At 61.7% G+C, this 25,166-nt stretch carries 25 protein-coding genes and 1 tRNA gene; 14 read left to right on the top strand and 12 right to left on the bottom strand.

Annotation, left to right across the window (positions count from 1 at the left end; translation table 11 throughout):
- Positions 1-64: 64 nt before the first annotated feature.
- Complete coding sequence (locus ACX80B_RS16895; protein WP_459298291.1) at positions 65-274, top strand: hypothetical protein; 210 nt, start codon at positions 65-67, stop codon at positions 272-274.
- A gap of 311 nt (positions 275-585) precedes the next feature.
- Here the strand turns inward: ACX80B_RS16895 and ACX80B_RS16890 are convergent, their stop codons facing one another.
- Entirely contained in the window at positions 586-1,611 is a 1,026-nt protein-coding gene (locus ACX80B_RS16890) for an NAD-dependent epimerase/dehydratase family protein (protein ID WP_459298289.1), read from the bottom strand.
- Between the two features lie 89 nt (positions 1,612-1,700).
- Here ACX80B_RS16890 and ACX80B_RS16885 point away from each other — a divergent pair, with 89 nt between their 5' ends.
- Both ACX80B_RS16885 and ACX80B_RS16880 read left to right on the top strand, forming a co-directional pair.
- A complete protein-coding gene (locus tag ACX80B_RS16885) occupies positions 1,701-2,474 on the top strand; it encodes an SGNH/GDSL hydrolase family protein (protein ID WP_459298287.1) in 774 nt (257 codons plus the stop codon).
- 29 nt (positions 2,475-2,503) lie between these two features.
- On the top strand, positions 2,504-4,639 hold the full coding sequence (locus tag ACX80B_RS16880; protein WP_459298285.1) for a S9 family peptidase: 2,136 nt from the start codon (positions 2,504-2,506) through the stop codon (positions 4,637-4,639).
- Between the two features lie 98 nt (positions 4,640-4,737).
- On the opposite strand, the gene ACX80B_RS16875 is transcribed toward ACX80B_RS16880, so the two are convergent.
- Positions 4,738-5,373 carry an NADPH-dependent F420 reductase gene (locus ACX80B_RS16875; protein WP_459298283.1) on the bottom strand — a complete coding sequence of 212 codons (636 nt, stop codon included), beginning with the start codon at positions 5,371-5,373 and terminating at the stop codon, positions 4,738-4,740.
- A 161-nt stretch (positions 5,374-5,534) separates the two neighbouring features.
- Here ACX80B_RS16875 and ACX80B_RS16870 point away from each other — a divergent pair, with 161 nt between their 5' ends.
- From ACX80B_RS16870 to ACX80B_RS16840, 7 genes are all read left to right on the top strand, one after another.
- A complete protein-coding gene (locus tag ACX80B_RS16870) occupies positions 5,535-6,017 on the top strand; it encodes a MarR family winged helix-turn-helix transcriptional regulator (RefSeq protein ID WP_459298281.1) in 483 nt (160 codons plus the stop codon).
- A 414-nt stretch (positions 6,018-6,431) separates the two neighbouring features.
- The gene (gene rpmB, locus ACX80B_RS16865) at positions 6,432-6,668 is read left to right on the top strand and encodes a 50S ribosomal protein L28 (protein WP_026536584.1); all 237 of its coding nucleotides are present in this window, start codon (positions 6,432-6,434) and stop codon (positions 6,666-6,668) included.
- Positions 6,668-6,835 carry a 50S ribosomal protein L33 gene (gene rpmG, locus ACX80B_RS16860; RefSeq protein ID WP_026536585.1) on the top strand — a complete coding sequence of 56 codons (168 nt, stop codon included), beginning with the start codon at positions 6,668-6,670 and terminating at the stop codon, positions 6,833-6,835. Before rpmB ends, rpmG begins: the two co-directional genes overlap by 1 nt.
- Before the next feature lie 2 nt (positions 6,836-6,837).
- Positions 6,838-7,143 carry a 30S ribosomal protein S14 gene (gene rpsN, locus ACX80B_RS16855; RefSeq protein WP_026536586.1) on the top strand — a complete coding sequence of 102 codons (306 nt, stop codon included), beginning with the start codon at positions 6,838-6,840 and terminating at the stop codon, positions 7,141-7,143.
- 278 nt (positions 7,144-7,421) lie between these two features.
- Positions 7,422-7,700, top strand: a complete 279-nt coding sequence (locus ACX80B_RS16850) for an HU family DNA-binding protein (protein WP_459298278.1) — start codon at positions 7,422-7,424, stop codon at positions 7,698-7,700.
- Positions 7,701-7,914: 214 nt separating this feature from the next.
- Complete coding sequence (locus ACX80B_RS16845) at positions 7,915-10,038, top strand: cytochrome c oxidase assembly protein (RefSeq protein ID WP_459298276.1); 2,124 nt, start codon at positions 7,915-7,917, stop codon at positions 10,036-10,038.
- Positions 10,038-12,122, top strand: coding sequence for an NHL domain-containing thioredoxin family protein (locus ACX80B_RS16840; RefSeq protein ID WP_459298274.1), 2,085 nt, complete (start codon positions 10,038-10,040; stop codon positions 12,120-12,122). The genes ACX80B_RS16845 and ACX80B_RS16840 overlap by 1 nt, the downstream gene beginning before the upstream one ends.
- Before the next feature lie 3 nt (positions 12,123-12,125).
- Here ACX80B_RS16840 and ACX80B_RS16835 read toward each other — a convergent pair whose 3' ends face one another.
- From ACX80B_RS16835 to ACX80B_RS16805, 7 genes are all read right to left on the bottom strand, one after another.
- A complete protein-coding gene (locus tag ACX80B_RS16835; protein WP_459298272.1) occupies positions 12,126-13,118 on the bottom strand; it encodes a zinc ribbon domain-containing protein in 993 nt (330 codons plus the stop codon).
- 73 nt (positions 13,119-13,191) lie between these two features.
- On the bottom strand, positions 13,192-14,463 hold the full coding sequence (locus ACX80B_RS16830; protein ID WP_459298270.1) for an ABC transporter ATP-binding protein: 1,272 nt from the start codon (positions 14,461-14,463) through the stop codon (positions 13,192-13,194).
- 62 nt (positions 14,464-14,525) lie between these two features.
- Entirely contained in the window at positions 14,526-15,368 is an 843-nt protein-coding gene (locus ACX80B_RS16825) for a carbohydrate ABC transporter permease (protein WP_459298268.1), read from the bottom strand.
- Positions 15,368-16,312, bottom strand: coding sequence for a carbohydrate ABC transporter permease (locus ACX80B_RS16820; RefSeq protein ID WP_459298325.1), 945 nt, complete (start codon positions 16,310-16,312; stop codon positions 15,368-15,370). The genes ACX80B_RS16825 and ACX80B_RS16820 overlap by 1 nt, the downstream gene beginning before the upstream one ends.
- Before the next feature lie 11 nt (positions 16,313-16,323).
- Complete coding sequence (locus tag ACX80B_RS16815; protein ID WP_459298266.1) at positions 16,324-17,643, bottom strand: extracellular solute-binding protein; 1,320 nt, start codon at positions 17,641-17,643, stop codon at positions 16,324-16,326.
- 194 nt (positions 17,644-17,837) lie between these two features.
- On the bottom strand, positions 17,838-18,254 hold the full coding sequence (panD, locus tag ACX80B_RS16810; RefSeq protein WP_459298264.1) for an aspartate 1-decarboxylase: 417 nt from the start codon (positions 18,252-18,254) through the stop codon (positions 17,838-17,840).
- A gap of 23 nt (positions 18,255-18,277) precedes the next feature.
- Positions 18,278-19,132: a LysR family transcriptional regulator gene (locus ACX80B_RS16805; RefSeq protein WP_459298262.1), complete on the bottom strand. Its 855-nt coding sequence runs from the start codon at positions 19,130-19,132 to the stop codon at positions 18,278-18,280.
- Positions 19,133-19,383: 251 nt separating this feature from the next.
- Between ACX80B_RS16805 and ACX80B_RS16800 the strand changes: the two genes are divergently transcribed.
- The 4 genes from ACX80B_RS16800 to ACX80B_RS16785 all read left to right on the top strand — a co-directional run bounded on the left by ACX80B_RS16800 (position 19,384) and on the right by ACX80B_RS16785 (position 23,186).
- A complete protein-coding gene (locus tag ACX80B_RS16800) occupies positions 19,384-20,742 on the top strand; it encodes an MFS transporter (RefSeq protein ID WP_459298260.1) in 1,359 nt (452 codons plus the stop codon).
- A gap of 300 nt (positions 20,743-21,042) precedes the next feature.
- Positions 21,043-21,867: a DUF2382 domain-containing protein gene (locus ACX80B_RS16795; RefSeq protein ID WP_459298258.1), complete on the top strand. Its 825-nt coding sequence runs from the start codon at positions 21,043-21,045 to the stop codon at positions 21,865-21,867.
- A gap of 29 nt (positions 21,868-21,896) precedes the next feature.
- A complete protein-coding gene (locus ACX80B_RS16790) occupies positions 21,897-22,169 on the top strand; it encodes a hypothetical protein (RefSeq protein WP_459298256.1) in 273 nt (90 codons plus the stop codon).
- A gap of 18 nt (positions 22,170-22,187) precedes the next feature.
- Positions 22,188-23,186 carry a hypothetical protein gene (locus ACX80B_RS16785; protein ID WP_459298254.1) on the top strand — a complete coding sequence of 333 codons (999 nt, stop codon included), beginning with the start codon at positions 22,188-22,190 and terminating at the stop codon, positions 23,184-23,186.
- A gap of 61 nt (positions 23,187-23,247) precedes the next feature.
- Here the strand turns inward: ACX80B_RS16785 and ACX80B_RS16780 are convergent.
- From ACX80B_RS16780 to ACX80B_RS16770, 3 genes are all read right to left on the bottom strand, one after another.
- Positions 23,248-23,318 (bottom strand) — tRNA-Gly (locus tag ACX80B_RS16780).
- A 138-nt stretch (positions 23,319-23,456) separates the two neighbouring features.
- Entirely contained in the window at positions 23,457-24,656 is a 1,200-nt protein-coding gene (locus ACX80B_RS16775) for a cation:proton antiporter (RefSeq protein ID WP_459298252.1), read from the bottom strand.
- A 6-nt stretch (positions 24,657-24,662) separates the two neighbouring features.
- Positions 24,663-25,145, bottom strand: coding sequence for a cation:proton antiporter regulatory subunit (locus tag ACX80B_RS16770; protein ID WP_459298250.1), 483 nt, complete (start codon positions 25,143-25,145; stop codon positions 24,663-24,665).
- Positions 25,146-25,166 lie beyond the last annotated feature (21 nt).

Here is a 25,166-nt window from a genome sequence, read left to right as displayed (position 1 = left end):
ACTTTAACCGTGCACAGTAGTCAGTGTCAGCACAAACGACACGCCTGAAAGGAGGCTGCTGATCATGATGATGACTCTGCTTTTCGTCGTCCTTGTTATTGCCACATTTGCCGCGCTTGGAAGGGCTGCAACACCTGCAGGTGAACGGCGGCCCCTGATGTCCGGCGGCTTCAAGAACCTGGGTGCCAATGTGCGCCGCGGGTTCGACGCCGTCACGCCGCCTTGGACCGTGATCGACCCCTCCGTCAGCGGATTGACCGCAGCACGGGCATAAATAGATACCTCCCGTGGACAGCTTCGTTGCCAGAGCACATCCCGGGAAGACCCGGCCGGGCGATTAGACGATACCCAGCCGCATAAAGTCCGCCGGTGCCTCCAATTTTGGAGGCACCGGCGGATCTGTTTTGTCCCTTCTCTTCGGCGCGGAGTTCGACGCCGAGACGGAACGTGGGCGGGAGCTGCAGGCTATGAGCCTGGCACAGCCGGCGGCCAGAACCGGATTTGGACCGCCTCCGCCAGGTAAAATCGGCGGCGTTAACCCGTGGTTCCCTACTGGCGTCGTTAAAGCCGGGCGCCGCCGCGGCGTTAGTCCCGGGGTTGCAACGGCGGAGATCCGACGATTCCGCCACCTTTACCCAATCCGAAAATCACGGCCGCGAGAGCGTCCACTGACGATTTCCCCGGTGACCAGCCCAGCACATCCCTGGCGCGGCCGGTATCCATAATGGGCGCTTGCGCGGCCATGTCCACCCAGCCGGGGTCCGAACGCTGCAGCCGCAGTTTCCAGGTCACGGCCGCCAGGACACGGAGCACGTTGACGGGGATATGGAAGGTGCGATTGGCGCCGAAGAGCTTCCCCACTTCCGACGGCGTCAGCACCGGCTCGGCCGCGATATTGAATGCTCCGCGGGCACGAAGTTCCAGCACCCGCCAGTACGCGTCAGCAACGTCGTCGGCATGCACGGCCTGGAAAATCATCGTGTGCGGCAGCGGCATGATGGGGAGCTTGATCTTATCGGCCAGGTTCTTTGGCACCAGCGGCCCTAGGAAGTACCGTCCCGCCTCGCTTCCATTGGCGGTCTGGAAGATTAATCCGGGACGAAGACGGCTGACGACAATCTTCGGATAGGCAGCCTCGAACCGGTCGATAATGCGCTCCGCTGCCGCTTTCTGCCGGCTGTAGTGGGAGGTATGGATGCCACCGGTGGGCCAGTCCTCGCCGGTGCGGCGGTCCTTCGGCGCCGGGCTGTAAACCCCCACCGAGGAGGCATAGACCAAATGGCGCACGCCGGCTTTGCCCGCTGCCGCGGTGACATGCCCGGTGCCGGTGACATTGACCCGGTACAGCTCCTCCTCATCGTGGTTGGGTTGCAGAATCCAGCCAAGATGTACGACGGCGTCCACGCGTTCCAGCGCCGAGGCAAGTTTATCCGGCGCATCAAAGCGGCCGATATCGATCTCGCGCCAGGTCACACCGCGGTACGGCTCCCGGTTCGTGGCCGGCTTCCGGCGTGCAATCCCGACAATCTCTGTTGCGACGCCGGATTCCTGGATCCGGCGGAGCAGGGCTGTGCCGACATTTCCGGTGGCTCCGACAATGGCAATACGCATGGTGACGCTCCTCGCTTCCCCAACATCTCCACGCTAACCAATGCGGCCCCGTGGCAACAGTGCCTTCACTCCGGTAGTAATCTGTCTTGGTGACTTTTGCTAAGCGGTTCGTGGCCCTGGGTGACTCTTTTACCGAAGGTGTCGGCGACCCTGATCCGAATCTTCCCCATGGCGTGCGCGGTTGGGCCGACCGCGTGGCAGAGCAGCTCTGTAGGTCCGACTCTGACTGGGGCTATGCGAATCTCGCCATCCGCGGCCGGAAACTCGGCCAAATTATGGCGGAACAGATCGATGCCGCCGTCGCCCTTGAACCGACCCTGGTGAGCATCTACGCCGGCGGCAATGACATCCTGCGGACCAAGATCAATATTGATCTGCTGATGGGAAAGTACGACGACGGCATCGCCCGGCTGGCAGCCACCGGCGCCGACGTCGTGATGTTCACCGGTTTCGACGCCGTAGCCTCGCCGGTCTTCGGCAAGATGCGGGGACGCACGGCGATCTACAACGAACTGCTGCGCGAAATCGCGGACAAGCACGGGGCGATCATCGTCGACTACTGGCGTTTTGATGAATATGAAGACCGGCGGATGTGGGATACCGACCGGCTGCATATGTCCACTGCCGGACATATCAATATGGCCGCCAAGGTGCTGGAAAAGCTGGAGGCGGAACACGCCATCGAGCCTCCCCGTTTCGGTGAGCTGACGCCGGTGGCACGGCTGGAAGCGCTGAAGGCCGAGGCCGACTGGGTGCGGAACTTCGTCGGACCCTGGTTCAGCCGCCGGATCCGGGGAGTGTCCTCGGGCGATTCGCTCTCCGCCCGGTATCCCGGACTGTGCCGGGTGGCAGAACGCAGCTGAGTCTGCCGGCTCTTGGGTAGGCTTGGCCCATGTCTGAAACACCTCCCGCAGCGCCCCGGATCCCCACCACCCGCGTTCACCACGGCCACGAGTTCGTGGACAACTATGAGTGGTTGAGGGACAAGGAATCCGAGCAGGTACTGTCCCATCTCAAGGCCGAGAATGAGTACACCGATGCGGTCACGTCCGGTCAGGAGCAGCTGCGCACCGACATCTTCAACGAGATCAAGTCCCGCACTCTGGAGACCGACCTCTCCGTGCCGGCGCGCAATGGCGACTGGTGGTACTACACCCGCACGGTCGAGGGCGGCCAGTATCCGATGTTCTACCGGACGGCGGCCACCGGCGACTGGACGCCGCCCGTCATCGAACCCGGTGTCCCCTTTGAAGGCGAGCAACTTCTCCTGGATGGCAATGCCGAGGCCGAAGGCCAGGCGTTCTTCGCCATCGGCGCGTTCACCGTTTCACCATCGGGCAACTTCCTGGCCTACTCGCTGGATCTGAAAGGCGATGAGCGGTTCACGCTGCGGATCAAGGACCTCCGCACCGGCGGAATCCTCCCGGATGAAATCCCCGACGTCTTCTACTCAGCCGATTTCAGCCTGGACGCGACGGCGGTCTTCTACACCGTCGTCGACGATTCCTGGCGCCCATACGAAATTCGTCGGCATGTTCTCGGCACGCCGGTCTCCGACGACACGGCCGTCTACACCGACCCCGACCAGGGCATGTGGGTGGGCGCGGAGGCCTCGGCCAGCCGCAAGTACCTGTTCATCTCCTCGGGCTGCAGCGAATTCAGCGAGGTCCACATCCTCGATGTCTCCGTTCCCGACGCCGCCCCGCAGCTCGTCCTGAGCCGCGAGGCCAAGGTGCTGTACGACGTCGAACACGTTGAGCTGGACGGTGAGGACCGCTTTGTCGCGGTGCATGATTACGACGCCGCCAACTCGATGGTCTCGCTGGTCACCATGGGCGCTCCGCCGGCCGAATGGAAGACTGTGATTGCCCATTCCGGCACCCGGCGGATCGAGAGCGCCTCGGCGCTGCGCGGGCATCTGCTGCTCGGGGTGCGCGAGGACACCTTGGAAACGGTGAAGATCCTGCCGCTGGCCGGGCTGGGGACCGAACGGCAGCAGCCGTGGTGGTCGCCGGAGTTCGACGAGGAATTGTTCTCCTGCTCCGGTTCCGCCACCGACTACGATGCCCCGTCAATCCGGATCGCCTACCGCTCCTTCATCACCCCGCCAAGAATTTACGACGTCGGACTCGGCGCCGGGAGTGCGGACGGTGGACTGGCGGCCGGAGAACTGGCCTTGCGGAAGGAAACGCCCGTCCTGGGCGGCTACAACCCGGCGGACTATCAGCAGCGCCGGCTCTGGGTGACGGCCGCGGACGGGACGAAGATCCCGCTGTCGCTGATTTCCAAGGCCGGGATAGAACCGAACGGAACGCATAAGACGCTGATTTACGGCTATGGATCCTACGAGATCTCGATGGACCCGGAATTTTCCATCCCGCGGCTCTCGCTGCTGGACCGCGGCGTCGTCTTTGCCATTGCGCATGTGCGCGGCGGCGGCGAGTTGGGCCGGCCCTGGTACGAAGATGGCAAGAAGCTCAACAAGCGCAACAGCTTCACCGACTTGGTGGACTGTTCGCGCTACCTACTCGACGAAGGCTGGGCCGCGCCGGGACAGCTGGCCGCGATGGGCGGCAGCGCCGGTGGACTGCTGATGGGAGCGGTGCTGAACCTGGCACCGGAACTGTATTGCGGCGTCGTCGCGCAGGTGCCTTTCGTGGACGCCCTCACCAGCATTCTGGACCCGGACCTGCCGCTGTCCGCGCTGGAATGGGAGGAGTGGGGCAACCCGATCGAGAGTGCCGAGGTGTACGAATACATGGCCTCGTACTCGCCGTATGAAAATATCCGGAACGTGAAGTACCCGAAGATTGCGGCGGTGACGAGCCTGCACGACACGCGTGTGCTGTATGTGGAGCCGGCCAAGTGGGTGGCGAAACTGCGGGAGGTCGCGCCGGAGAGCGGCCCTGTGGTGCTCAAGACGGAAATGCAGGGCGGCCATGGCGGGGCCAGCGGCCGGTACGAGGGCTGGAAGGACCGGGCCTGGGACTACGCATTCGTCCTCGCCAGCTTCGAGGACCGCTCCTGATCTGCAGCGGCGCGAACCCGCGCCGTAGTTAAACGACGGTGGCGCCGCCGGCTGTGCCGGGGCGCCACTCGTTCATACCGGCGGTTGCCGGCAGGATATTAGTTGAGGATTTTGAGACCGGTGTCCCAGTTGAAGGATTCGAACGCGGGATTGGCCTGCATAGCCATCACCAGCAGTTGGATTCCTTCGAGCTCGCGTGCGTGATGCAGTCCGCCGACCTCCAAGGAGCGCAGTTCTGCATTGCGGACGAATTCGGCTACCTGGGCGCGGGCTTCATCGGCACCGGCAATGAAGACGTCCAGCGGCTTGCCATCGATCTTGCCCTCGGCCAGGGTGCCGGCGAACGTGGTGTTGAAGGCCTTGACGACCTGGGCGTTCGGCACCAGCTTGGCGATTTCTTCCGCTGCGGAACTGTCAGCCGGAACAACCAGTGAGTCGAAAGTTTCGAAGTTCAGCGGGTTGGTGATGTCGATCAGGACCTTGCCTGCCAGGGCGCCGGCGTTGGCCGAAACATACTCCTTTGCGCCGTCGAACGGCAGGGCGAGAACGACGATGCCGGCTTCCGGTGTGTCCGTGATGGAGCCGGAGGTTGCGTCCTTTCCGAGTTCAGCTGCCAGTTCCGCTGCCTTCGCGGCGTCCCGGTCGAGGAACTGTACGGTCTGGCCCGAGGCGAGTGCACGGGAGCCGATGCCGCGTCCCATGTTGCCGGTTCCGATAATGGTGATGCTGGTCATTGTTTTCTTCTTTCCGAAGAGGCGGGTAAGTAGGTTTTTCATGCTGAATCGTTCCGTAGTGGGTGGCTTCGTTTTTCCATAACTTTAAGTTACAACTGAAGCTACAACTAATGTAAACCCATTGCGGTTGAAGTGTCAAGTGCCTGTGGGATAATCGGATTATGACTGAACCCCAATGGCTCACGCCCCAGGAGCGGCAGGCCTGGCTTGCGCTTGTCTTTACCTCCACGGTGCTGCCGGCGACCTTTGACAGCCAGCTGTTGCGCGAGGGCAAACTCTCGCTTTTCAGCTACAACGTCCTGGCCATGCTCTCCGAGGCGGAGGACAGGACGCTGCCGATGAGCGAACTCGCAGCCAGGACCAGTTCCTCGCTCTCGCGGCTGTCGCACGTAGTGCGGAAGCTGGAGGACCGCGGCTGGGTCGAACGGAAGCCCAGCGCTATGGATGCCCGGGTGACGACGGCGTGTCTCACCGACGAGGGAATGTCCACCATCCAAGCCATGGCGCCGGGGCATGTCAGCACCGTGCGGGACCTGATCTTTGACGGGCTGGACGAACAGGATGTGGCTGACCTGGAACGGGTTGGCAAGAAGATTGTGGGCCGGCTGGCGCCGAATCATTGGTTGCTCCGCGATGGGGAGTGAGCACAGCAGTAACAGGTGGAAAGCGCTGCCGGCGGCGGGCCGGGGTGAGGTCAGTCACTCCGGCCCGGCCGCTGGCAGCCTCAATTAGCCATATGAACGCCGCCGCCCTAAACTGGACTAGCGTTAAGTCGCGCACTGAGGCCTGCTGACACCCAACTACGCAGGCTGTAAGTTGCGCGAGAACCCGTACATACCTAGAATTGAAGGCTGTCGTAGTGGTGGAGTCCACTCCTGAGGCACCTGATCTTCACCGTCTTCCCCGCGGCGAGGGATTCCAGCAGTCAGCTGTTGGAAGACTCTTACGGATAGTCCGCAGTAATAACGGTGTCATTACTGGTGACGGGACGCTCTTAACCGCAATGTAAACAGTTGCAAATAACTGCGTACCGTTACATCAACTACTGGAGGAGAGTCATGGCAGCCCACTGCCAAGTGACCGGAGCCGAGCCGGGCTTTGGAAACAGCATTTCGCACTCGCACCGCCGCACCAGGCGCCGGTTCGACCCGAATATTCAGAAGAAGCGCTACTGGGTCCCATCCCTGCGCCGCAACGTGACCCTGCAGGTTTCTGCCAAGGGCATCAAGACCATCGACGTGCGTGGCATTGACGCCGTGGTCGCTGACATCATGTCTCGCGGGGTGAAGCTCTAATGGCAAAAGCACAGGACGTACGTCCCATCATTAAGCTCAAGTCCACCGCGGGCACCGGGTACACCTACGTGACCCGGAAAAACCGTCGTAACAATCCTGACCGCCTGGTCATGAAGAAGTACGACCCCAAAATCCGTAAACACGTCGAATTCCGAGAGGAGCGCTAAGCATGGCGAAGAAGTCAAAGATTGCACGCAATGAGCAGCGCAAGCTTGTTGTAGACCGTTACGCCACCAAGCGCCTCGAACTGAAGAAGACGCTGGTTGACGAGAACGCTTCGGACGAAGCACGCGAAGAGGCACGCCTCGGCCTGCAGAAGTTGCCGCGCAACGCATCACCGGTGCGCCTGCGCAACCGCGACCAGATCGATGGCCGTCCGCGTGGAACACTCCAGAAGTTTGGAATCTCCCGCGTCCGCTTCCGCGACATGGCACACCGTGGCGAGCTGCCCGGCGTGACCAAGTCCAGCTGGTAAGCAACGGCTAAGGCTTTCGAAAGAGGGCGGTGACCTCTGGTTGCCGCCCTTTTTCATGCCCGGATGCCGGTCTGCACGTCAGGCTCGCCTGCGCCGGAATAGTGGTGCCGGAGCGGCTGAAACCCGTAAATACCGGCGGATTTACCGTCATTTCGCTGAAAAATCCCTGAAAATGCCCGAATTTGCAGGGTTTTTGCCGCGAAGCTGGTAGGTTTTTCGAACAGAGGCACTCACACCCGTGCTGTGCTCGAGCTGAAGAAGAGTCCAGGAGGACATAAATGGCTAAGAACCGTAGTGAACTGGTTTCCGAAGTTGCTGCCAAGGCTGACACCAGCCAGACCGCAGTGAACTCCGTCCTTGACGCCCTGTTCGAGGTTTTCTCGACCTCGATCTCCAACGGCGAGAAGATCACCATCCCGGGTTGGCTCGCAGTTGAGCGCACCGACCGTGCAGCCCGCCAGGGCCGCAACCCGCAGACGGGTGAGACCATCCAGATCGCAGCCGGTCACAGCGTCAAGCTCACTGCCGGAAGCAAGCTCAAGGCAGCGGCGAAGTAATCCTTCTGCTGACGCAGCTAAACAGCTAGACAGTCAGGGGCGGCGACCGGTTGGTTGCCGCCCCTTTCTCATGCCTGCCGGTGGTCTTGTGCCCATCCGCCGGGGGTGCCGGCGCCGAACAACCTAAGTCCAAGGTTCGCCGCCGATGTACGGACTAGAGTGATAGGTGGCACAGAATTAGTGCATTTTCTACAAAGAGTCGAGAATAGATAACGTGCCTGCAGCAAGCAATCAGACGAGTTCCAGCGCGGGGCCAGGTACGACGGCGGCACGGGCCGGCGTCGGTATCGGTTCCCCGTGGCTGTTGGTTGGCTTGGGCGCTACTGTGCTGGCCACCGTCCTGGCGCTCATCTTCTCTGGAGCAGCCGCCGCGCGGATTGCCGGAGACCCCGGCGCCATAGTCCGCTGGGGATTGCCGCTCGCCGATGCCATCCACAACATGGCGCTGGCCGCCGTCATAGGTTCCCTTCTCTTCGCGGTGGTCATCCTTCCCAAACGGACTGGTGGCTTCCGCCGCGGCAGTTCTGAAGCGGAGGCCGAACCGGAGCATCCCGCATTCGCACGGGTGATGCTGCTGGCCTCCAGCGCCTCGGTGGTCTGGACGCTGTCCGCCATCGCCGTGCTGGTGTTCACCTTTTCCGATGCGGCGGGGCTGCCCGTTAGCTCGGGGGAGCAGTACACCAGCCAGCTGATCTACTTCATGAGCGACCTCGAGGTGGGCCGGGCCTGGCTCGCGGTCACGATCATCGCCGCCATCGTAAGTACGCTGACGTTCGGCGTGCGCTCGCTGACCGGCCTTGGCCTGACGGCGGTGCTGGCCACGATGGCGCTCGTCCCGATGGCGCTGGTGGGACACTCTGCCAGTGCAGCCGACCACGAAGGCGCCGTCAGCTCGCTCGGACTCCACCTCATTGGCGTCTGCCTCTGGGTGGGCGGCATCATCGCCCTTGCCGTCGTCTCCAAGCAACTGGCCGGCAGCCGCACCACCAAGGACATCACCGCCGTCGTCCTGGGCCGATTCTCCTCCCTTGCCGGGTTTGCCTTCATCCTGGTGGCAGTCTCCGGAATCATCAACGCAGCTGTCCGGCTGGGCAACTTCGCCGCACTGACGTCCGAATACGGGCAACTGGTGCTGGTCAAGACATTTGCCACCGTGCTGCTCGGCGCGATCGGCTTCATGCACCGTCAGTGGGTGCTGCCGCAGCTGACCGCTTCATCGACAGGCCGGGCAATGTCCGCCCGCCGGGCGCTGTGGCAGCTGATCCTCGGTGAACTGAGCATCATGGGCGCCACAGTCGGCGTCGCGGTCGCGCTGAGCCGTACGGCCACACCGGTGCCGGAAGAACTGGCACCCGATGCCACTCCGGCCCGCATCCTCACTGGTTATCCGCTGCCGCCGGAGCTGACGCCGATACGCTGGCTCACAGAGTGGCGGATGGACTGGATCTGGGTCGCGCTGGCCCTCACGCTGGGAATCGCCTACCTGTTGGGCCGGCACAAGGTCAGCCGGCGTGGCGACAGCTGGTCCTGGCTGCGGACGATCAGCTGGATCATTGGTCTTCTCGCGCTGACCTACTTCACCTCCGGCCCGCCGGCGGTGTACGGGCGGGTACTGTTCAGCGCCCACATGGTCGATCACATGGCCCTGACGATGATTGTGCCGATCTTCCTGGTGCTCGGAGCCCCGATCACGCTTGCACTGAAGGCACTCAGGCCGCGCGGTGACGGCACACGCGGGATCCGTGAGTGGATCCTGGTCATAGTGCACTCGAAGTTTTCCCAGCTGGTCACCCACCCCATTTTCGTGGCGGTGAACTTCGCCGGCAGCATCATCCTGTTCTACTACTCACCACTGTTCGGGTTCGCCTTGCGGGAGCACATTGGCCATGAGCTGATGAACCTGCACTTCGTGATCACCGGCTACCTGTTCGTGCTCTCACTGATCGGCATTGATCCGGTTCCGCGCCGGGCGGCATATCCGCTGCGGCTGCTGATGCTGCTGGCGACGATGGCTTTCCACGCCTTCTTCGGTGTTGCCATCATGGGTTCGACGTCGTTGATCCAGGCCAGCTGGTTCGGAAACCTGGGCAGGCCATGGGGCCCGTCGGCGCTCGAAGACCAGCAGCTCGGCGGCGCAATCGCGTGGGGAATCGGCGAAGTCCCGACCGTCCTGGTGGCGATAATCGTCGCCATGATGTGGTCGCGGACGGACGCGCGTGAAACGAAACGTAAAGATAGGGCCGCGGACAGAAATAATGAGTCCGAACTTAGCGCTTATAACGATATGTTTGCCACACTGGCTGAACGTGACGAGAAGATAGACGAGCGAAGGACCTAATGAGAACCAACTACCGTGTGCGCGCTTCAGAACTCGAGGGCCGCGGCTGGTTGAACACCGGCGGAAAGAAACTTCAGTTAGCCGATCTCCGGGGAAAAATTGTCCTCCTCGATTTTTGGACCTTCTGCTGCATCAACTGCCTGCATGTGATCGACGAGCTGCGTCCGCTGGAGGAAAAGTACGCCGGCGAACTCGTCATTGTTGGGGTGCATTCGCCCAAGTTCGAGCACGAGGCGGATCCGGAGGCGCTGGCCTCGGCCGTGGAACGCTACGAGATCCACCACCCGGTACTGGACGACCCGGAACTGACCACCTGGCAGGCTTACACCGCCCGCGCCTGGCCGACCCTCGTCGTCGTCGATCCGGACGGTTACATCGTTGCCCACCTCGCGGGGGAGGGCCACGCTGGCGGGCTCGAGTCGCTGGTCGATGAACTGGTGGCCGAGCACGAGGCCAAAGGCACGCTGCACCGCGGCGACGGCCCCTACGTGCCCGCCGAGACGCCGTCGCGCGACCTGCGGTTCCCCGGAAAGGTGCTGGCGCTGCCATCGGGCAATTTCCTCGTCGGAGACACCGGGCACCACCGCCTGGTCGAGCTCGGACCGGACCTGACCACCGTAGTGCGCACCATCGGGACAGGAGATCGCGGCTCGGCCGACGGCGGACCTGGCCAGGCTCAGTTCAATGAACCGCAGGGACTGGCGCTGCTGCCTGAGAGCGTCCGGAACCAATGCGGGTACGACGTCGTCATCGCCGATTCTGTGAATCACCTGCTGCGCGGGGTCCGGCTGGATTCCGGCGAGGTCACCACCGTCGTCGGCTCCGGGGTGCAGCGGCTGCTCGACGCCGAGGCATCCCGCCGCACTGCCAAGGAATCGGATGCTGCCGATCTGGCGGAGGCCTCGGTCTCGCATAAGCTGGCGGAACCTGCTGTGGCTGGCTCTCCGGACGGTGCCTCCGCGGTGGCCGTATCGGACGGCTCGTCGGGGGAGTCAGCCATGCCGGCGGGCTCCGTGGCGGTGGACACGAGCAGCACGCCGTTGGAATACCGTGCGCCGCGCACCGTCGCGCTGTCCTCGCCATGGGACGTTCTCTGGTCCGAACAGGCCGAAGCGCTGATTATCGCCATGGCCGGAGTGCACCAGCTTTTCTCCTTCGATCCCGTCTCGAACAGGGTCGGCATCTTCGCCGGAACAGGCGATGAAGGGCTGCTCGACGGGGCCGCGCCGGATGCCTGGTTCGCGCAGCCCTCCGGACTGGCGCAGGACGCCAACGGCAACATCTGGGTGGCGGATTCGGAATCTTCCGCCGTGCGGGTGGTCAGCTTCCTTGATCTCAAGGGTGGGACCGGAACCGGCGTGCAGGTGCATACCGGCGTTGGCACCGGACTGTTCGACTTTGGCTTCCGCGACGGCGAGGCCGAGGACGCCCGGATGCAGCACCCGCTCGGTGTGGCGGACCTTCCCGACGGCTCTGTGGCCATCGCCGACACCTACAACGGAGCGGTCCGCCGTTACGATCCAGCCACCCGGCAGATGACGACCCTGGCGCAGGGCCTTGCCGAGCCGTCCGACGTGCTCCTGGATACCGCGGCAGCCGATGGCGGAGCGGGTGAGCCGGTCTTGATCGTGGTCGAGTCCAATAAGCACCAGCTGGTCCGGATTCCCATTCCCAAGTCCGCCCAGCGTGTGGACGAGGGTGCATCCCAGACCCAGCGGCCGCGCACGGACGTCGCTCCCGGAGCCTTCGACCTGGCCGTCCGGTTCTCGGCCCCCACGGGGCAAAAGCTGGATGACCGCTGGGGCGATCCCACCCAGTTGAAGATCTCCGCCACTCCACCGGAGTTGCTGACTGGCGGCGGTGGCACTTCCATCGGGTTGAACCGCACGCTGACCCTGTCGCCTGACATCACCGAAGGAGTCCTGCACATTACGGCCCGTGCGGCCGCTTGCGACGGCGAGGAAGGCGGCGAGATCCCTGATCACGCAGCCTGCCACATGTACCAGCAGGACTGGGGTATTCCGGTCAGCGTCTCGTCCGGTGGCGATACGGAGCTGTCGCTGGATCTCCGCGGTCTCGACTAAGGATTACTCGACGACGGGGGTAACGCTGATGCTGCCCTCGCTCACATTGAGGCGCGCCGTGAAGCGGTAGTCATGCTTCGCCCTGAGGGGGGTGATGGCGCCGGAGAAGGTGTCGATCTGCTGGCTCCGGACCATAGCGGTTCCGGTCAGTGGTTTGAGCACCCAGGCGCCGTTGAAGGCGTCGATCTCCACGGTTGGGTATTCCGTTACTGACCAGGAGATGTCGGCTCCGGGAGCCAGGAAAGGCGTCCCGGGATGGGAGAACGGGCAGTTGTCCGGGTAGAAGACGTCCTGCTTCGCGCACTCGTTCAGGTACTTGTGCAGGCTCGCATCGACGTCGTTAATGAGCTTCTGCGTCGGTTCCGCCGCGAGGGTCAGCTGTGAGGACGAAGAGTCCTGGCGCGTACTGACGGTAACCTCGGCCGGGTCAGCCGAGAAATACTTCGTCTTGTAGGAAGCCGTGTACTCGCCGGGGTAGAAGACCGCGAAAGATTGTTCGCCGCCGGGAAGCCCCACCTTTTCGCCGTTCATGGTGGCGTGGTTTCCGTTCACGACCGAAGCACTGACAGTTGGCAGCACGCTGGGAACGAACGCCCACTCATCGAAGAACATCCAGACGGTGTCCACCTTTTCCAAGGTGAAAGTGGTTGTCAGGGTGTTGCCATCGACGCTGTATTCGACCGGTATAGTCACACGCTCATCGCCTGAAGGAGCCGCTTCGCCGATCTTCACGTCCTCGACGCCGTCCATCGCAGACTGAAGCCCTTCGCCGTCGAGCATCGCCGGATTCGCATTCGGGACGGTGGCGCGTAGCAAACCCAGTGCCTCTGAGCCGTCTCCGTCTTCGAGTGCCTGCAGATACGCCTTGATCTGTTGCTGCGGGCTGTAGACGTTCACGTTGACAAGGAAGATGGTCAGGATCCCAGCTGCAATTGCCAACGTCAAACCGAGCAGCCACGCGGCTGCTATACGGACGGCGGGAGAGCTGGCATGCACGTTTTCACGTTACCGTCTCATGGCTTCAACAGTGATATTGAGGCGTAATGGAGCGAGGAGGAACACAAACAGATCAGGACGCGCGCTGCTCCCCGGCCGTGCTGTCGTGCTCGCGGGCGGTGGCGATTTCCTCGGCCCGTTCCTGGTTGGCCTCGTCGGTAAGGGCTGCGCCGGCTTCGGCATCGCGGGTGAGGTTCTCGCCGGTTTCCGGGTCGAAGAGGTGCAGCTTGCGGGTATCGAGCCACAGCTCGGATTCGCGGCCGGCCCTGAGCCGGCTCGAGGCATCCAGCGTCACCACGATCTGCGGCTTCAACTCGTCTGCATCGAGATCCTTGGCAAGGCTGTTGAGCAGATCCCGCACCTCCGGGCTGGGATCGAAGTTCAAATAACCGTACTGTTCGTTGCCGAGCCACTCTGTATGCGTCAATTCGGTCGTGAAGGTCGCCCCGTGTTGTTTCTTGGCCTCATCGACGAGTTTGGCGTCCTCAAAGTACCCGGGCCGGATCCCCACCATCACGATTTTCTTGCCCTCAGCTTTGGCCAGCTTCTCTGCCGGAACATCGAAGTCACCGAGCACTGTTTTAAGTTTGCCGTCCTCGACCTGGCCGGGGATGAAGTTCATGGAAGGTGAGCCGATGAACCCGGCGACAAAGATGTTCGCCGGCTCTTCGTAGAGTTCGCGTGGGGAAGCGATTTGCTGAAGGACGCCCTTCTTCAACACTGCCACCCGGTCGCCCAGCGTCATGGCCTCCGTCTGGTCGTGAGTAACGTAGACGGAAGTGACGGCGAGCCGGCGCTGCATCTGTGAGATCTCGGAACGCATCTGGCCGCGCAGTTTGGCATCCAGGTTGGATAGCGGCTCATCAAAGAGGAAAGCATCTGCCTGCCGGACGATCGCCCTGCCCATTGCCACCCGCTGCCGCTGGCCACCGGAGAGGTTGGCCGGTTTGCGTTGCAGATGGTCAGTGAGTTCAAGAGTCGAGGCTGCCTCTTCCACCAAGCGCTTGACTTCGTCCTCACTGTGCTTGCCCTTGGCCAGACGCAGTGGGAACGCGATGTTTTCATACACCGTCAGGTGTGGGTATAACGCGTAGTTCTGGAACACCATAGCCAGGTTCCGGTCACGCGGGGCCTTGTCATTAACCCGCTCACCATCAATGAGCAGTTCACCTTCGGTGATGTCCTCCAGGCCGACGATCATCCGCAGCAAAGTCGACTTGCCGCAGCCTGACGGGCCTACGAGGATGATGAATTCGCCGTCTGCAATATCGATGCTGACGTCATTGACCGCCGGAAAACCATCGCCGTACTTCTTCACGAGGTTCTTCAGAGTTATGGAAGCCATGGGATTCAAGTCCTTATCTGTAATCGGGCTCCGGGGGAGCGGCTAAGGGTATGGAACGAGGGTTACCCCTTGACCGCGCCCTGGGTCAATCCTGATACGATCTGCCGCTGGAAGAACAGCACCAGCAGCACGATCGGAATGGTCACAATGATCGCCGCGGCTGAGATAGCCCCGGTGGGGGACTGGAACTGCGACGCACCGGTGAAGAAGGCCAGCGCCGCCGGAACCGGCCGGGCCGCCTCGGTTGAGGTCAGCGAGATTCCATACACGAAGTCGTTCCAGGCGATGAAGAAGGCGATGATCGCCGTCGTAAATACCCCCGGTGCGGCCAGCGGGACGATGGCTTTCCGGAAGGCCTGCCAGCTGGTTGCTCCGTCCACCTGTGCCGCCTGCTCCAGTTCCCACGGAATCTGCCGGAAGAATGCGGCCAACGTCCAGATGGAGATCGGCAGTGTGAGCGAGAGGTAGGGGATGATCAGGCCGATCCAGGTGTCGTAAAGACCGATGGTCCGCCATAGGTTGAACAGTGGAGTCACGATCGAGATGACCGGGAAGATGGACACGGCCAACGCCGTCGTCAGGATCAGCTTTTTGCCTGGGAAGTTCAACCGGGCAATCGCGTAGGCACACAATGTGGCCAGTACGACGGCGATAAACGTGGCGATGACGGTGATGCCGATGGAGTTGCGCAGAGCTGGGAGGAAGAGATCCTGAGCAGAACCGACGAGGATCTGCTCGTAGTTTTCGCCCGTCCAGTTTGTTGGCAGAAGCTTGCCCGAGGTGAGGTCACTTGGTGTCTTGAATGACGTGGCAAAGATGGAAGCCACCGGAAACAGCGCGTATATCAGCACCAGGACGCTGATGATGGCCCACCAGATTTTTTCTTTTCGGGTAGAGCTTCTCATTATTTATCTCCTGTGGTGCCGGAAAGATCCACTTTGAAAAGCTTGATGGCGGCGAAGGCGATTATCAGCACGCAGATGAACAGCAATACGGAAATCGCAGAGCCTAATCCAATCTCCAACCGTGTGATGGAAGTTCGGTAAGCGAGCAAGGAGAGCACTTCAGTCCCCTGCTCGCCATTGGTCATGATGAAGACGTTGTCGAAGATCCGGAACGCGTCCAGGGCCCTGAACAGGACGGCCACCATGATGGCTGCCTTCATATTAGGGATGATCACCCGCCGCATCCGTTCCCACCAGGTGGCACCATCCACCTCGGCGGCCTCGGTCAGCTCACCCGGTACCTGGGCCAGCCCGGCCAGCAACAGGAGCGAGATAAAGGGAGTGGTTTTCCAGATTTCGGAGGCCATGATGACGAACAATGCAGTCCAGGTATCGGCGAACCAGTTCAGGTCCGGAGAGATGAACGGCAGCCAGCTGAACCAGGAGTTGATGTATCCGGAGTTGATGTCAAAGGCATAGAACCATGCATAGGCGGAGACGACGGTGATGATGCCATACGGCACCAGGATGACGGTCCGGAGCAGGCCGCGGAGGGACTTGATCGCTTTGTGCATCACCAGTGCCAATGCGAAGCCGAGCACCAGCTCGACGGCGACTGTGACGACGGTGATGAACAACGTAACGCCCAGATCCCGCCACCACACGACGTCGGTCAGGACAGTGATGTAGTTGCCGAACCAGATGAACTCGCTCTGGTCCGGGGCCGTCAGCCGCAGCGAGAACAACGACTCGACGAACGCCTGCAGGATCGGGTAGAGCGTCACCGCGAGCATCACGACGAAAGCGGGTCCGGCCAGATACCAGCCCAGACGCCGTTCTGCTTTCACCCGGTCACTATGCACCTGCTTGGGCGGTTTGCCGGCAGCGTGGCTGCGCTTGTTCAGTGTTGTACTGCTCACAGCAGTTTCTCCCCTCTGAGCACCGCGAGAATGAACTCTTCGGACTCCTCCGGCGTGACGTTGGGTTCCACGCTTACCGGCGGAGACCATAGCTGCTGTATGCCGCTGGAAATTTCGTTGTAGTACTCGGTCTGCGGACGGGGTGCGGCAAGTTCGAGAGACTCACGGATAGTTGGAGCCATGGGGAACTCTTCCTCGATACGCGGATCTTCATAAGCCTCGGAGTTCGAGGGCGGGTTGCCATTGGTGAGGAAGTAGTATGTCTGATTCTCCGGCTGGACGATGCATTCGATGGCATCGTAGGCAAGCTCGGGGTGGTCACTTTCGGCGCCGACGCCCAGGTTGATGCCGCCAAGGGGAGGAGCAGTTGGTTGATCCTCGTAGACCCGGGGAAACAAGGCCCATCCCACATCATCCAGGACCGACTGTTCCAACGTGCCGGCTTCGACGGCGGCATTCAGGGCGGGCCAGACGAACGGATAGTTGACCATGAATGACCCATCATCCGTTTGGAACCCGGTGAGGGAGTCGTTCTCGTTGGAGGTTGCAAGACCCGGACCGCCCAGTCCCTTATCGCCTATCGTGCCAATAATCCGGGCGGCCTCACGTCCGGCCTCACTGGTCAATCCCAACTGGAGTTCCTCGGCCGGAGCGCCGGGATTGCGCAGGATTTGTCCGCCCGCGGATTCGATCAGTGCATTGACCCAGACGGTCATCGACTCGGCCGGTGAACCCTGAACCCCCAGATCCTTGTTCTGGTTTTCCGCAGCCTCCATGATCTGGTTCCACGTGACAGGTTGGCTCATATCCAGATTTGCGGCCTCTGCCACTGATTCGCGATACCAGAGAATTTGCGTATTCGCCCAGAACGGAACAGTCACGAGTTCGTCCTGCCACATGGCGCCGGCCAGTGCGCCGTCCAAGGTGTTTTCAGTGGTGCGTTCGGCCACGCCATCGGGGACAGGCTCGAGGAAGAGCGCAAGCTCGGGGATAAACGGTGGATCGATGCTCATGATGTCCAGCGAGTTGTCCCCGGCTGCCAACCGCCGGGCGAGTTGTTCGCGCTGTGCGGCGGCATCTCTGGGCAACAGGGAAGTTTCGATGAAGTACTCGCCGTTTGCCGCTTCGGTGCAACGTTTGGCGAGTTCGGCCTGACCGCCTGCGTCGGGGTTGATGTACCACGTAAGGGTAGGGGCGCTCCGCTCCGGGCCGCAGCCGGTGAGTAAGGTGGCGCTGATAACCAAAGAACCAATGGTGGCTGCCAAGCGCCGGCCCCGGGTATGGGCACGGGGCCCCTTGCCGATCTGCGTACTCACCGTGCCTCCACATCCTCGTAGACAACTGTCTCTCGAAGATATGCCCTCAACCCGGATAAAGAAAGAGCATTTGCCGGTGAAGTGGAAAGTATGCTGTGTATTGTTGCCGGGACGTTATTTAAAGATCCTGAATGCAGGAGTTAAATCAGCGCGGGAAATAATGCAGCAGTAAATGAATGACGTTGCAGCTGCGGCTATCTCACAATGGAAAGCGGAGGACGCTCGACGCCGGCACTGACAGCTTCGGCCGTATCGTTGCCCAACCGGGTGATTTTGTTCTTTTCGTCGACGTGCACAACGATGGGTTCGTATTCGCGGGCTTCCGCAGTGCTCATCTGCCCGTAGGTAATCAGGATAACGAGGTCGCCCTCATGCATGAGGTGGGCGGCCGCACCGTTAATCCCCACCACTCCGGAACCGCGCTCGCCGGCGATTGAGTAGGTCTCGAGCCGTGCGCCATTGGTGATATCGACGATGGAAACCAGTTCGCCGGGCAGAATGTCGGCGGCCTCGAGCAGGTCGAGATCCACGGTGACGGAGCCGACATAGTGCAGGTCGGCGTGGGTGACCGTGGCGCGGTGGATCTTGGATTTGAACATCGTGCGATTCATAACGGAACAATTCTACCTGTGCGCTACAGCGACTTGTGCATAGTGCGGTCCAGAATGGCACTGCTGAGAGCGGAAACGAGTTCCTGATTGGCTAGAGGATTTGGCACCAGCGTGAAATCGACCTCGCCAATCGCAGGGAGATCAAAGCGGGAATGTGCCTGAGCCAGGTCATCCGGAATCAACGACTGGGGCAGTACTGCAATGCCGATGCCTGCGCGTACTGCGGCGAGAATTCCATTGACTTCACGGGTGGTGCAGGTAATGCGCCAGGTCCGTCCGGCGTTCTCCAGTGCGTCGATCGCCAGCTTCCTGCTCAGCGCCGGTGCGGGGTAACTGACCAACGGCACGGGCGCGCCAGGTTCGATGCTGGTGTGCTCCTGCCCGACCCAGGCGAAAGAGTCGCGCCGTACGGTCGTTCCTTCATCGCCGCCGGCCCACCACTTGATGAAGACTAAATCCAACTGGCCGGATCGCAGTTTGCGGTGAAGCTTGTCGCTCTGGCTGACGGTTAGTTCGAGGTTTATGTGTGGATACAGCTGGCGGAAGTTCCGCAGGATGCGCGGCAAGCCGGTAATGGCGAGGTCGTCCGCCATGCCGAACCTAAGGCGTCCCCGCATGGCTGATCCACTGAAGTAGGCCGCCGCCGCTTGGTGGGAGGCCAGTATTGTCCGTGCGAAACCAGCCATCGCATCGCCGTTGTCCGTCATCCGCACTTCCCTGGTATCGCGGGTAATGAGAAGCCTGCCGGCGGCGGATTCGAGCTTGCGGATGTGCTGGCTTACGGTGGGCTGGCTGAGTTCAAGCCGCTCTGCCGCACGAGTAAAACTCAGTGTTTCGGCTACCGCGAGAAATGTCCTGAGTTGGACTGGGTCGAACATGCTCACTCCCGTGTGAATGCAGACCGCATTACCAAACGTAATGGGACTTATAGACTGTATGTAATTCTTCAATACCCCGGAGCCAGCGTAACCTAGAAAGGGAAACCGCAGTTCCACCGGCACGCCGACGTCGTACCTCTAGATAGGTGGCACGAATATCATCGGCGGGCAATCTATAGATCCGGTCCCGCCCTTCCTTATCCCTTACAACCCTTCGGCGCACAGCTGTGCCCTCAAACCCAGGAATCACCTTGGCACCCCCACCTCAGGCCACTTCCATTGGTGGCAGTCTTGCCACAGCACCCATTCCCACCGCCGTCGAACGTCCAGCCTGGCGCGACACCTTCGTCTCGCTGAAAGTGCCAAACTTCCGGTTATTCGCGGCCTCGCACCTGGTGGCCGTAATCGCCATGTGGATGCAGCGGATTGCGCAGGACTGGCTGGTGTTCGAGCTGTCCGGCAGCGCGGCAGCGGTCGGCGTCACGGTCGCCCTGCAGTTCGCGCCCATGCTCCTGTTGGGGCCCTACGGGGGCATTATCGCAGACCGATATTCCAAGCGCTGGATCATGATAGTCGCCCAGACCGTCGCAGGAATTATGGCCGCGTTGATGGCCGTCCTGGCCCTGAGCGGGGGCATTCAGGTTTGGCATATCTACTGCATCGCGCTGGTGCTCGGGCTCGTCGTCGTCGTTGACAATCCAGCGCGGCAGGTCTTTGTCAATGAACTTGTCGGTCCGCGGCATCTGCGCAATGCCATCAGCGTGAATTCGTCCATATTCCAGGTGGGCGGCATGCTCGGCCCGGCGATCAGCGGCATCCTGATCGGCGCCGTCGGCGGTGGCTGGGCTTTTGCCGTCAATGCTGCCGCATGCCTCTACACCATCATCACGCTGGCCAAGCTGAACACCAGCCAGCTCACGAGCACCCCCTCCGTTCCCAAAGGAAAGGGCCAGTTGCGGGAGGGCTTCCGGTATGCGGTGAAGAAACCTGCGATCTTCTGGTCATCCGTCATTGGCGCCTTCGTCGCGGTCTTTGCGATGAGTTCGCCGGTGCTGATGGTGGCCTTCGCCGATAAAGTTTTCCATACCGGTGCGAGTGGCTACGGTTTGCTCAACACCTTGATCGCTTCCGGCGCCCTGGCCGGGGCGCTGGCTTCCACCCGCCGTCGGACATTGCGCCTGCGCTCTGTGATTGGCAGCGCCGGAGCATTCGGGGTGATGATGGCCTTGAGCGCGTTTGCACCCTCAATGTGGTTGTTTGCAGCCCTCATGATCTGTGCCGGCTTCTGCTGTCTGCTGTTTCTGGTCGGCGCGAACCAATTGGTGCAGATGTCCTCGAATGTGCGGATCCGCGGCCGCGTAATGAGCCTTTATGTCATGGTGCTCATTGGCGGGCAGGCAATCGGCGGTCCCATGATCGGCTGGCTGGCGGAAAATGCAGGTCCGCACGCAACTATCTTTATCGCCGGGGCGGTACCGGCGGCCGCCTCCGTCGTGATCGCCGTCATCCTCGCCCGCAGGGGACATTTGATGCTGCAATTCAGCCTGCGCCGGCGTTCGTATCCGGTAAGCATCGTCAGCCGTACGGGAACGGCTTCCAGCCATGTGTAATTGAGGCATCAAGCGTCAGCAAATCAAAACTTCTTGCGCTTCAACTTTCGGTAGAAACGCCACGCCGCAAAGGCGAGGGTTACCAATCGCAACATGATAAATATTCCTTTCCCGCCGGGTATTACGGCCGCACATTTCCTGGGACGATGCTCTGATCGCATCACCCTTGCGGAAGCGCGCGCTGACTACTAGTCTACGTAGAAAATCATAAGTGTGCTGACTAAGATATTCTGGTTTGTACCCATTGGGTTACAGAGATGGCGCGCGTCATCATCTAATTCCCCTTTCAAAGGAGGATAAATGATCAGCATTGGAGAAATAGACAACCTGCTGAAGAACTCCGGCATCATTCTGGATCAAAACGGAGACAAAGTAGGGAAAGTCGGACAGGTATTCGTCGGCGACGATTCTCAGCAACCTGAATGGGTAACGGCCAAAACCGGATTGTTTGGCCATTCTGAAACATTCATTCCCTTACGTGAAGCTTCCGCCGAAGGAAATGATGTGCGCGTTCCGTACGAACGGGACAAGATCAAGGACGCTCCCCGGACCGACCTCGCCCACGGCCACCTTGAGCGTGAGCAGGAAGCGGACCTTTACCGCTATTACGGCTTGGAACCAGAACGTGGCGGTGCACACGTCGGCGACGGTCACGGCGGGCAGGGTGTGCGCCAGGAACCTGTGCGGGAGGACGCCGGTGACGGCAGCTATGGCGGCGGCTACGATCAGGATCTAAAGCACGATGACACCTCCGACGGGCGCAATGCCGAAGGCGTTCGACTGCGTAAATACACGGTCACAGAACACGTAACGATGACAGTTCCCGTGCAGCGTGAAGAAGTCGAAGTAGTTCCGGACCCGGAGTCCGGCGGTGCGGCGGAGAGCCAGCGCGACCGGGCCGCTCAGCGCGAAACCGCGACGGCTGCGCCGGAATCGTACCCGGCTGATCAGGCCGGTTCTGGTCCAAGACCCACGACGGCAGGTGCGGCCCCACAGGTCTCCGGCGCACCTGCTGCCGGAGACGACGGCGGACGCGGTGATGCATCCGGCCCGGAGGCCGCGGGCAGGGCCGATGAGCGCCACCGGCACCGCGCCGGCGACGATCAGCGTTCCAAAGACCAGTAGAGCTTTTAATTTCATTCAAGGAGGCAGACATGAACAAGGGCAAGGACGGTAAGTCGGGAGGCGGCCGCCACGTTGCAGGACGAGACAAGGACAATAGCGGCAGTGACGAGAAGTCGGAGGGATTCGGCGAAAACCGGTATGACCAGCTCACCGGCCCTCAATCGGAAGATCTTGAGCACCCTCGCGGAACTGCAGAAGAAGCCGGCGGCGACGTCGACGAGGATGCCCCGGCGGAGGGCGTTGAGGACCCGCACAACTCCCAAGCGCACGGACGCCGCCCGGAACAGGGCAAGGACACTTAGGCCCGCTAGGAGGCAGAGATGAGCACCAGCTATACGCCGGGCAAAGGCACCGGCGACTCCAACGATGAGAACCGTAACGCCGACGAGGGCCGCCATGCGGCAGGGGACAGCGGCACGGGCAGCGCGGGCGGCCAGCCTGCCGGCGACGATACGCGGACGCAGGCCTTTGACGTTCCCGGCAGCGACGATGCGCGGACCCGCGCCATTGACCGTCCCGGCAGCGACGATGCGCGGACGCGTGCCATTGACCGTCCGGCCAGTGAAGATACCCAGACGCGCACCTTTGACCGGCGGGACGTCAGCGCCCACCAGGCCAATGATGGGGACCGGATACAGGGCGAGCGCAGCATGGATCGCTCGCACCGGCTGGACCCCGATGCGGACGAGTACGGGCGGACAACGGGGTACGGCGCGACTGCTGCCGGAAGCGGGGTGGCCGACCATGACAGCAACCTGGCGCGGGAGAAGGAAGCCTACGGCGGCATGAAGTTTGGCTCGGCATTCTTCGGCTGGCTGGCCGCGACTGGCATGACGGTGCTGTTGGCCGCGTTGGCAGCCGTCATCGCTGGAGCGATCGGTCTTGCGACCAATACTGAAGCCAGTCAGGTGGTCCAGGATCCGCAGGCTGCAGGAATCTGGGGCATCGTTATTCTGTTGCTGATTCTCTTCATCGCCTATTACTGCGGCGGGTACGTCGCCGGCCGGATGGCCCGCTTCAGCGGTGCCAAACAGGGACTGGGTGTATGGCTTTGGGCCATCATCGTGGCCGTCATCCTTACCGTTATCGGCGCCATTGCAGGCACTCAATTCGGGGCGCTGAGCAACTTCAACGGCGTGCCGCAGGTCCCTATGGATCAGGGCATTATGACGATGACCGGAATCCTCACCTTGGTGGGGCTGGTGCTGGTGACTTTGGGAGGGGCCATCCTCGGTGGCCTGGCCGGAATGAGATATCACCGCAAGGTCGACCGCGCCGGATTTGACCCGGAATACGACCGGCGCGCAGAGCGCGGCTGAACGGCCTGGCAATAGAAAATCCCCCGTCAGTGGCAAAGGCCGGCGGGGGATTTCTTTTACGAGCGGGCGACGGGAATCGAACCCGCGTATCGAGCTTGGGAAGCTAGCGCTCTACCATTGAGCTACGCCCGCATAGGGACCAACTGATCATTCCAGTCCCTGCAAAACAACGAGATTTACTTTACCCCAGTGTGGCACCGTCTCAGAACATCCCTTACGACCGCACCCCCACGGCAGCCCCGGCAAGGTCAAAATCGTCGACCTTCAGCATCAGTCCGAGGGGGTATTCCGGGTGGCCACCGGCGGTACTGGCCGGACCCGGCGGGGTTTGAGGAGCTGTTCGGCGAAGCGGGTGATGATCGGTCCCAGTATGGCCATCATGAGCACATAGGTCGTCGCCAACGCCGCAAGTTCAGGATCGACGGCGCCGGAGGCCAGGGCCAGACCGGCGATGACGATGGAGAATTCGCCGCGGGCAACTAAGGCGGCACCCGTACGTGCCCGTCCGGGCCTTCCTATCCCCTGGCGCCGGGCGGCCCACCAGCCCGTTGCGATTTTCGTGACGGTGGTGGCGACGACCAGCACCATTGCCCAATCAAGCACCGGGGGAATCGAGGCCGGGTCGGTGTTCAGGCCGAATACGACAAAGAACATGGCCGCAAACAGGTCGCGCAGCGGCTCAAGTACCCGGGAGGCGTTCTGCGCCGTCGTGCCGGAAATGGCGATGCCCACCAGGAATGCGCCGACGGCGGCCGAAACCTGCATTGTCGCCGCGATACCAGCCACGAGCAGAGCGGCTCCGAACAGGGTCAGGAGGAAGACTTCCCGGTCCTCGCTGTCAATCACGGTGGAGAGGGCTCTGCCATAGCGCAGGGCAACCACCAGGACAATGGTGACAACCAGCAGCGAAATACCGACTGCCTGCAACCCGCCCGCGAAGCTGACTCCGGCCAGGACAGTGGTGAGGATCGGCAGATAGACAGCCATGGCCAGGTCCTCGAACACCAGCAGCGATAGGATCACCGGGGTCTCCCGGTTGCCCAGCCTGCCCAGATCCGTCAGGACTTTCGCGATAATGCCTGATGAGGAAATGTACGTGATGCCGCCCATGACGAGGGCGCCGACCGGTCCCCAGCCCAGCATCAGCGCGACGAATGCACCAGGCGAAAAGTTCAGCACGATGTCGAGAATGCCGGCCATCCACGATTGGCGCATGCCTGTCACGAGCTCGCTGGCACTGTACTCCAGCCCCAACATCAATAGCAGCAGAATGACACCGATCTCGCTGGCTATCTCGCTGAATTCGGTCAGCCCGCCCAGCTCGACAAAGCCGCCATTACCAAAAAACAATCCACCCAGCAGGTAGAGAGGGATTGGGGAGAGGCCTATACGGCCAGCCAGTCGTCCCAGGAATCCGAGCCCAAAAAAGACGGCTCCCAGTTCAATGAGCGTTACGGTGCTGTGGGTCACCGGGCCTCAACCGTGCTGAAGTATTTCGGCGGCTATGTCCAGGCCATCAGCGGTCCCCACCGCTACCAGTAGATCTCCGCCCTTCAGGGTGAAATCGGGGGTGGGCGAAGGCTGCACCTGACCGGCACGCATCACTGCCACCAGCGACACTCCCGATTTCGTCCGCATCCGGGTATCCCCGAGTTTGTGTCCGTCGAATGGTGAGCCCGGGTTGACGAGGAACTGGCGCGTGTTGACTCCGGGCAGGTCCCGATGGTCTTCCCGGAGCTGCGCGATCAGCTGTGGTGATCCGAGCAGATTGCCCAGAGTGGCTGCTTCATCTGAAGTGAGCGGAATTGAGGCCAGGCAGGCATCGGGATCGTCACGCCGGGAGATGATCAGTTCAGTGTGCCCGTCGCGCTGGCTCACTATTCCGATCCGGCGGCCGGAGCCGGTCACGATATCTTTGCGGACACCGATTCCGGGCAGAGGCGTCTCTTCGACATGCATAACCTCCACTCTAGTGCCCGT

The organism is Arthrobacter monumenti (genome assembly GCF_054511255.1).
Note: the sequence above shows the minus strand (reverse complement) of the source record. Positions and strands in the feature narration are given on the sequence as shown.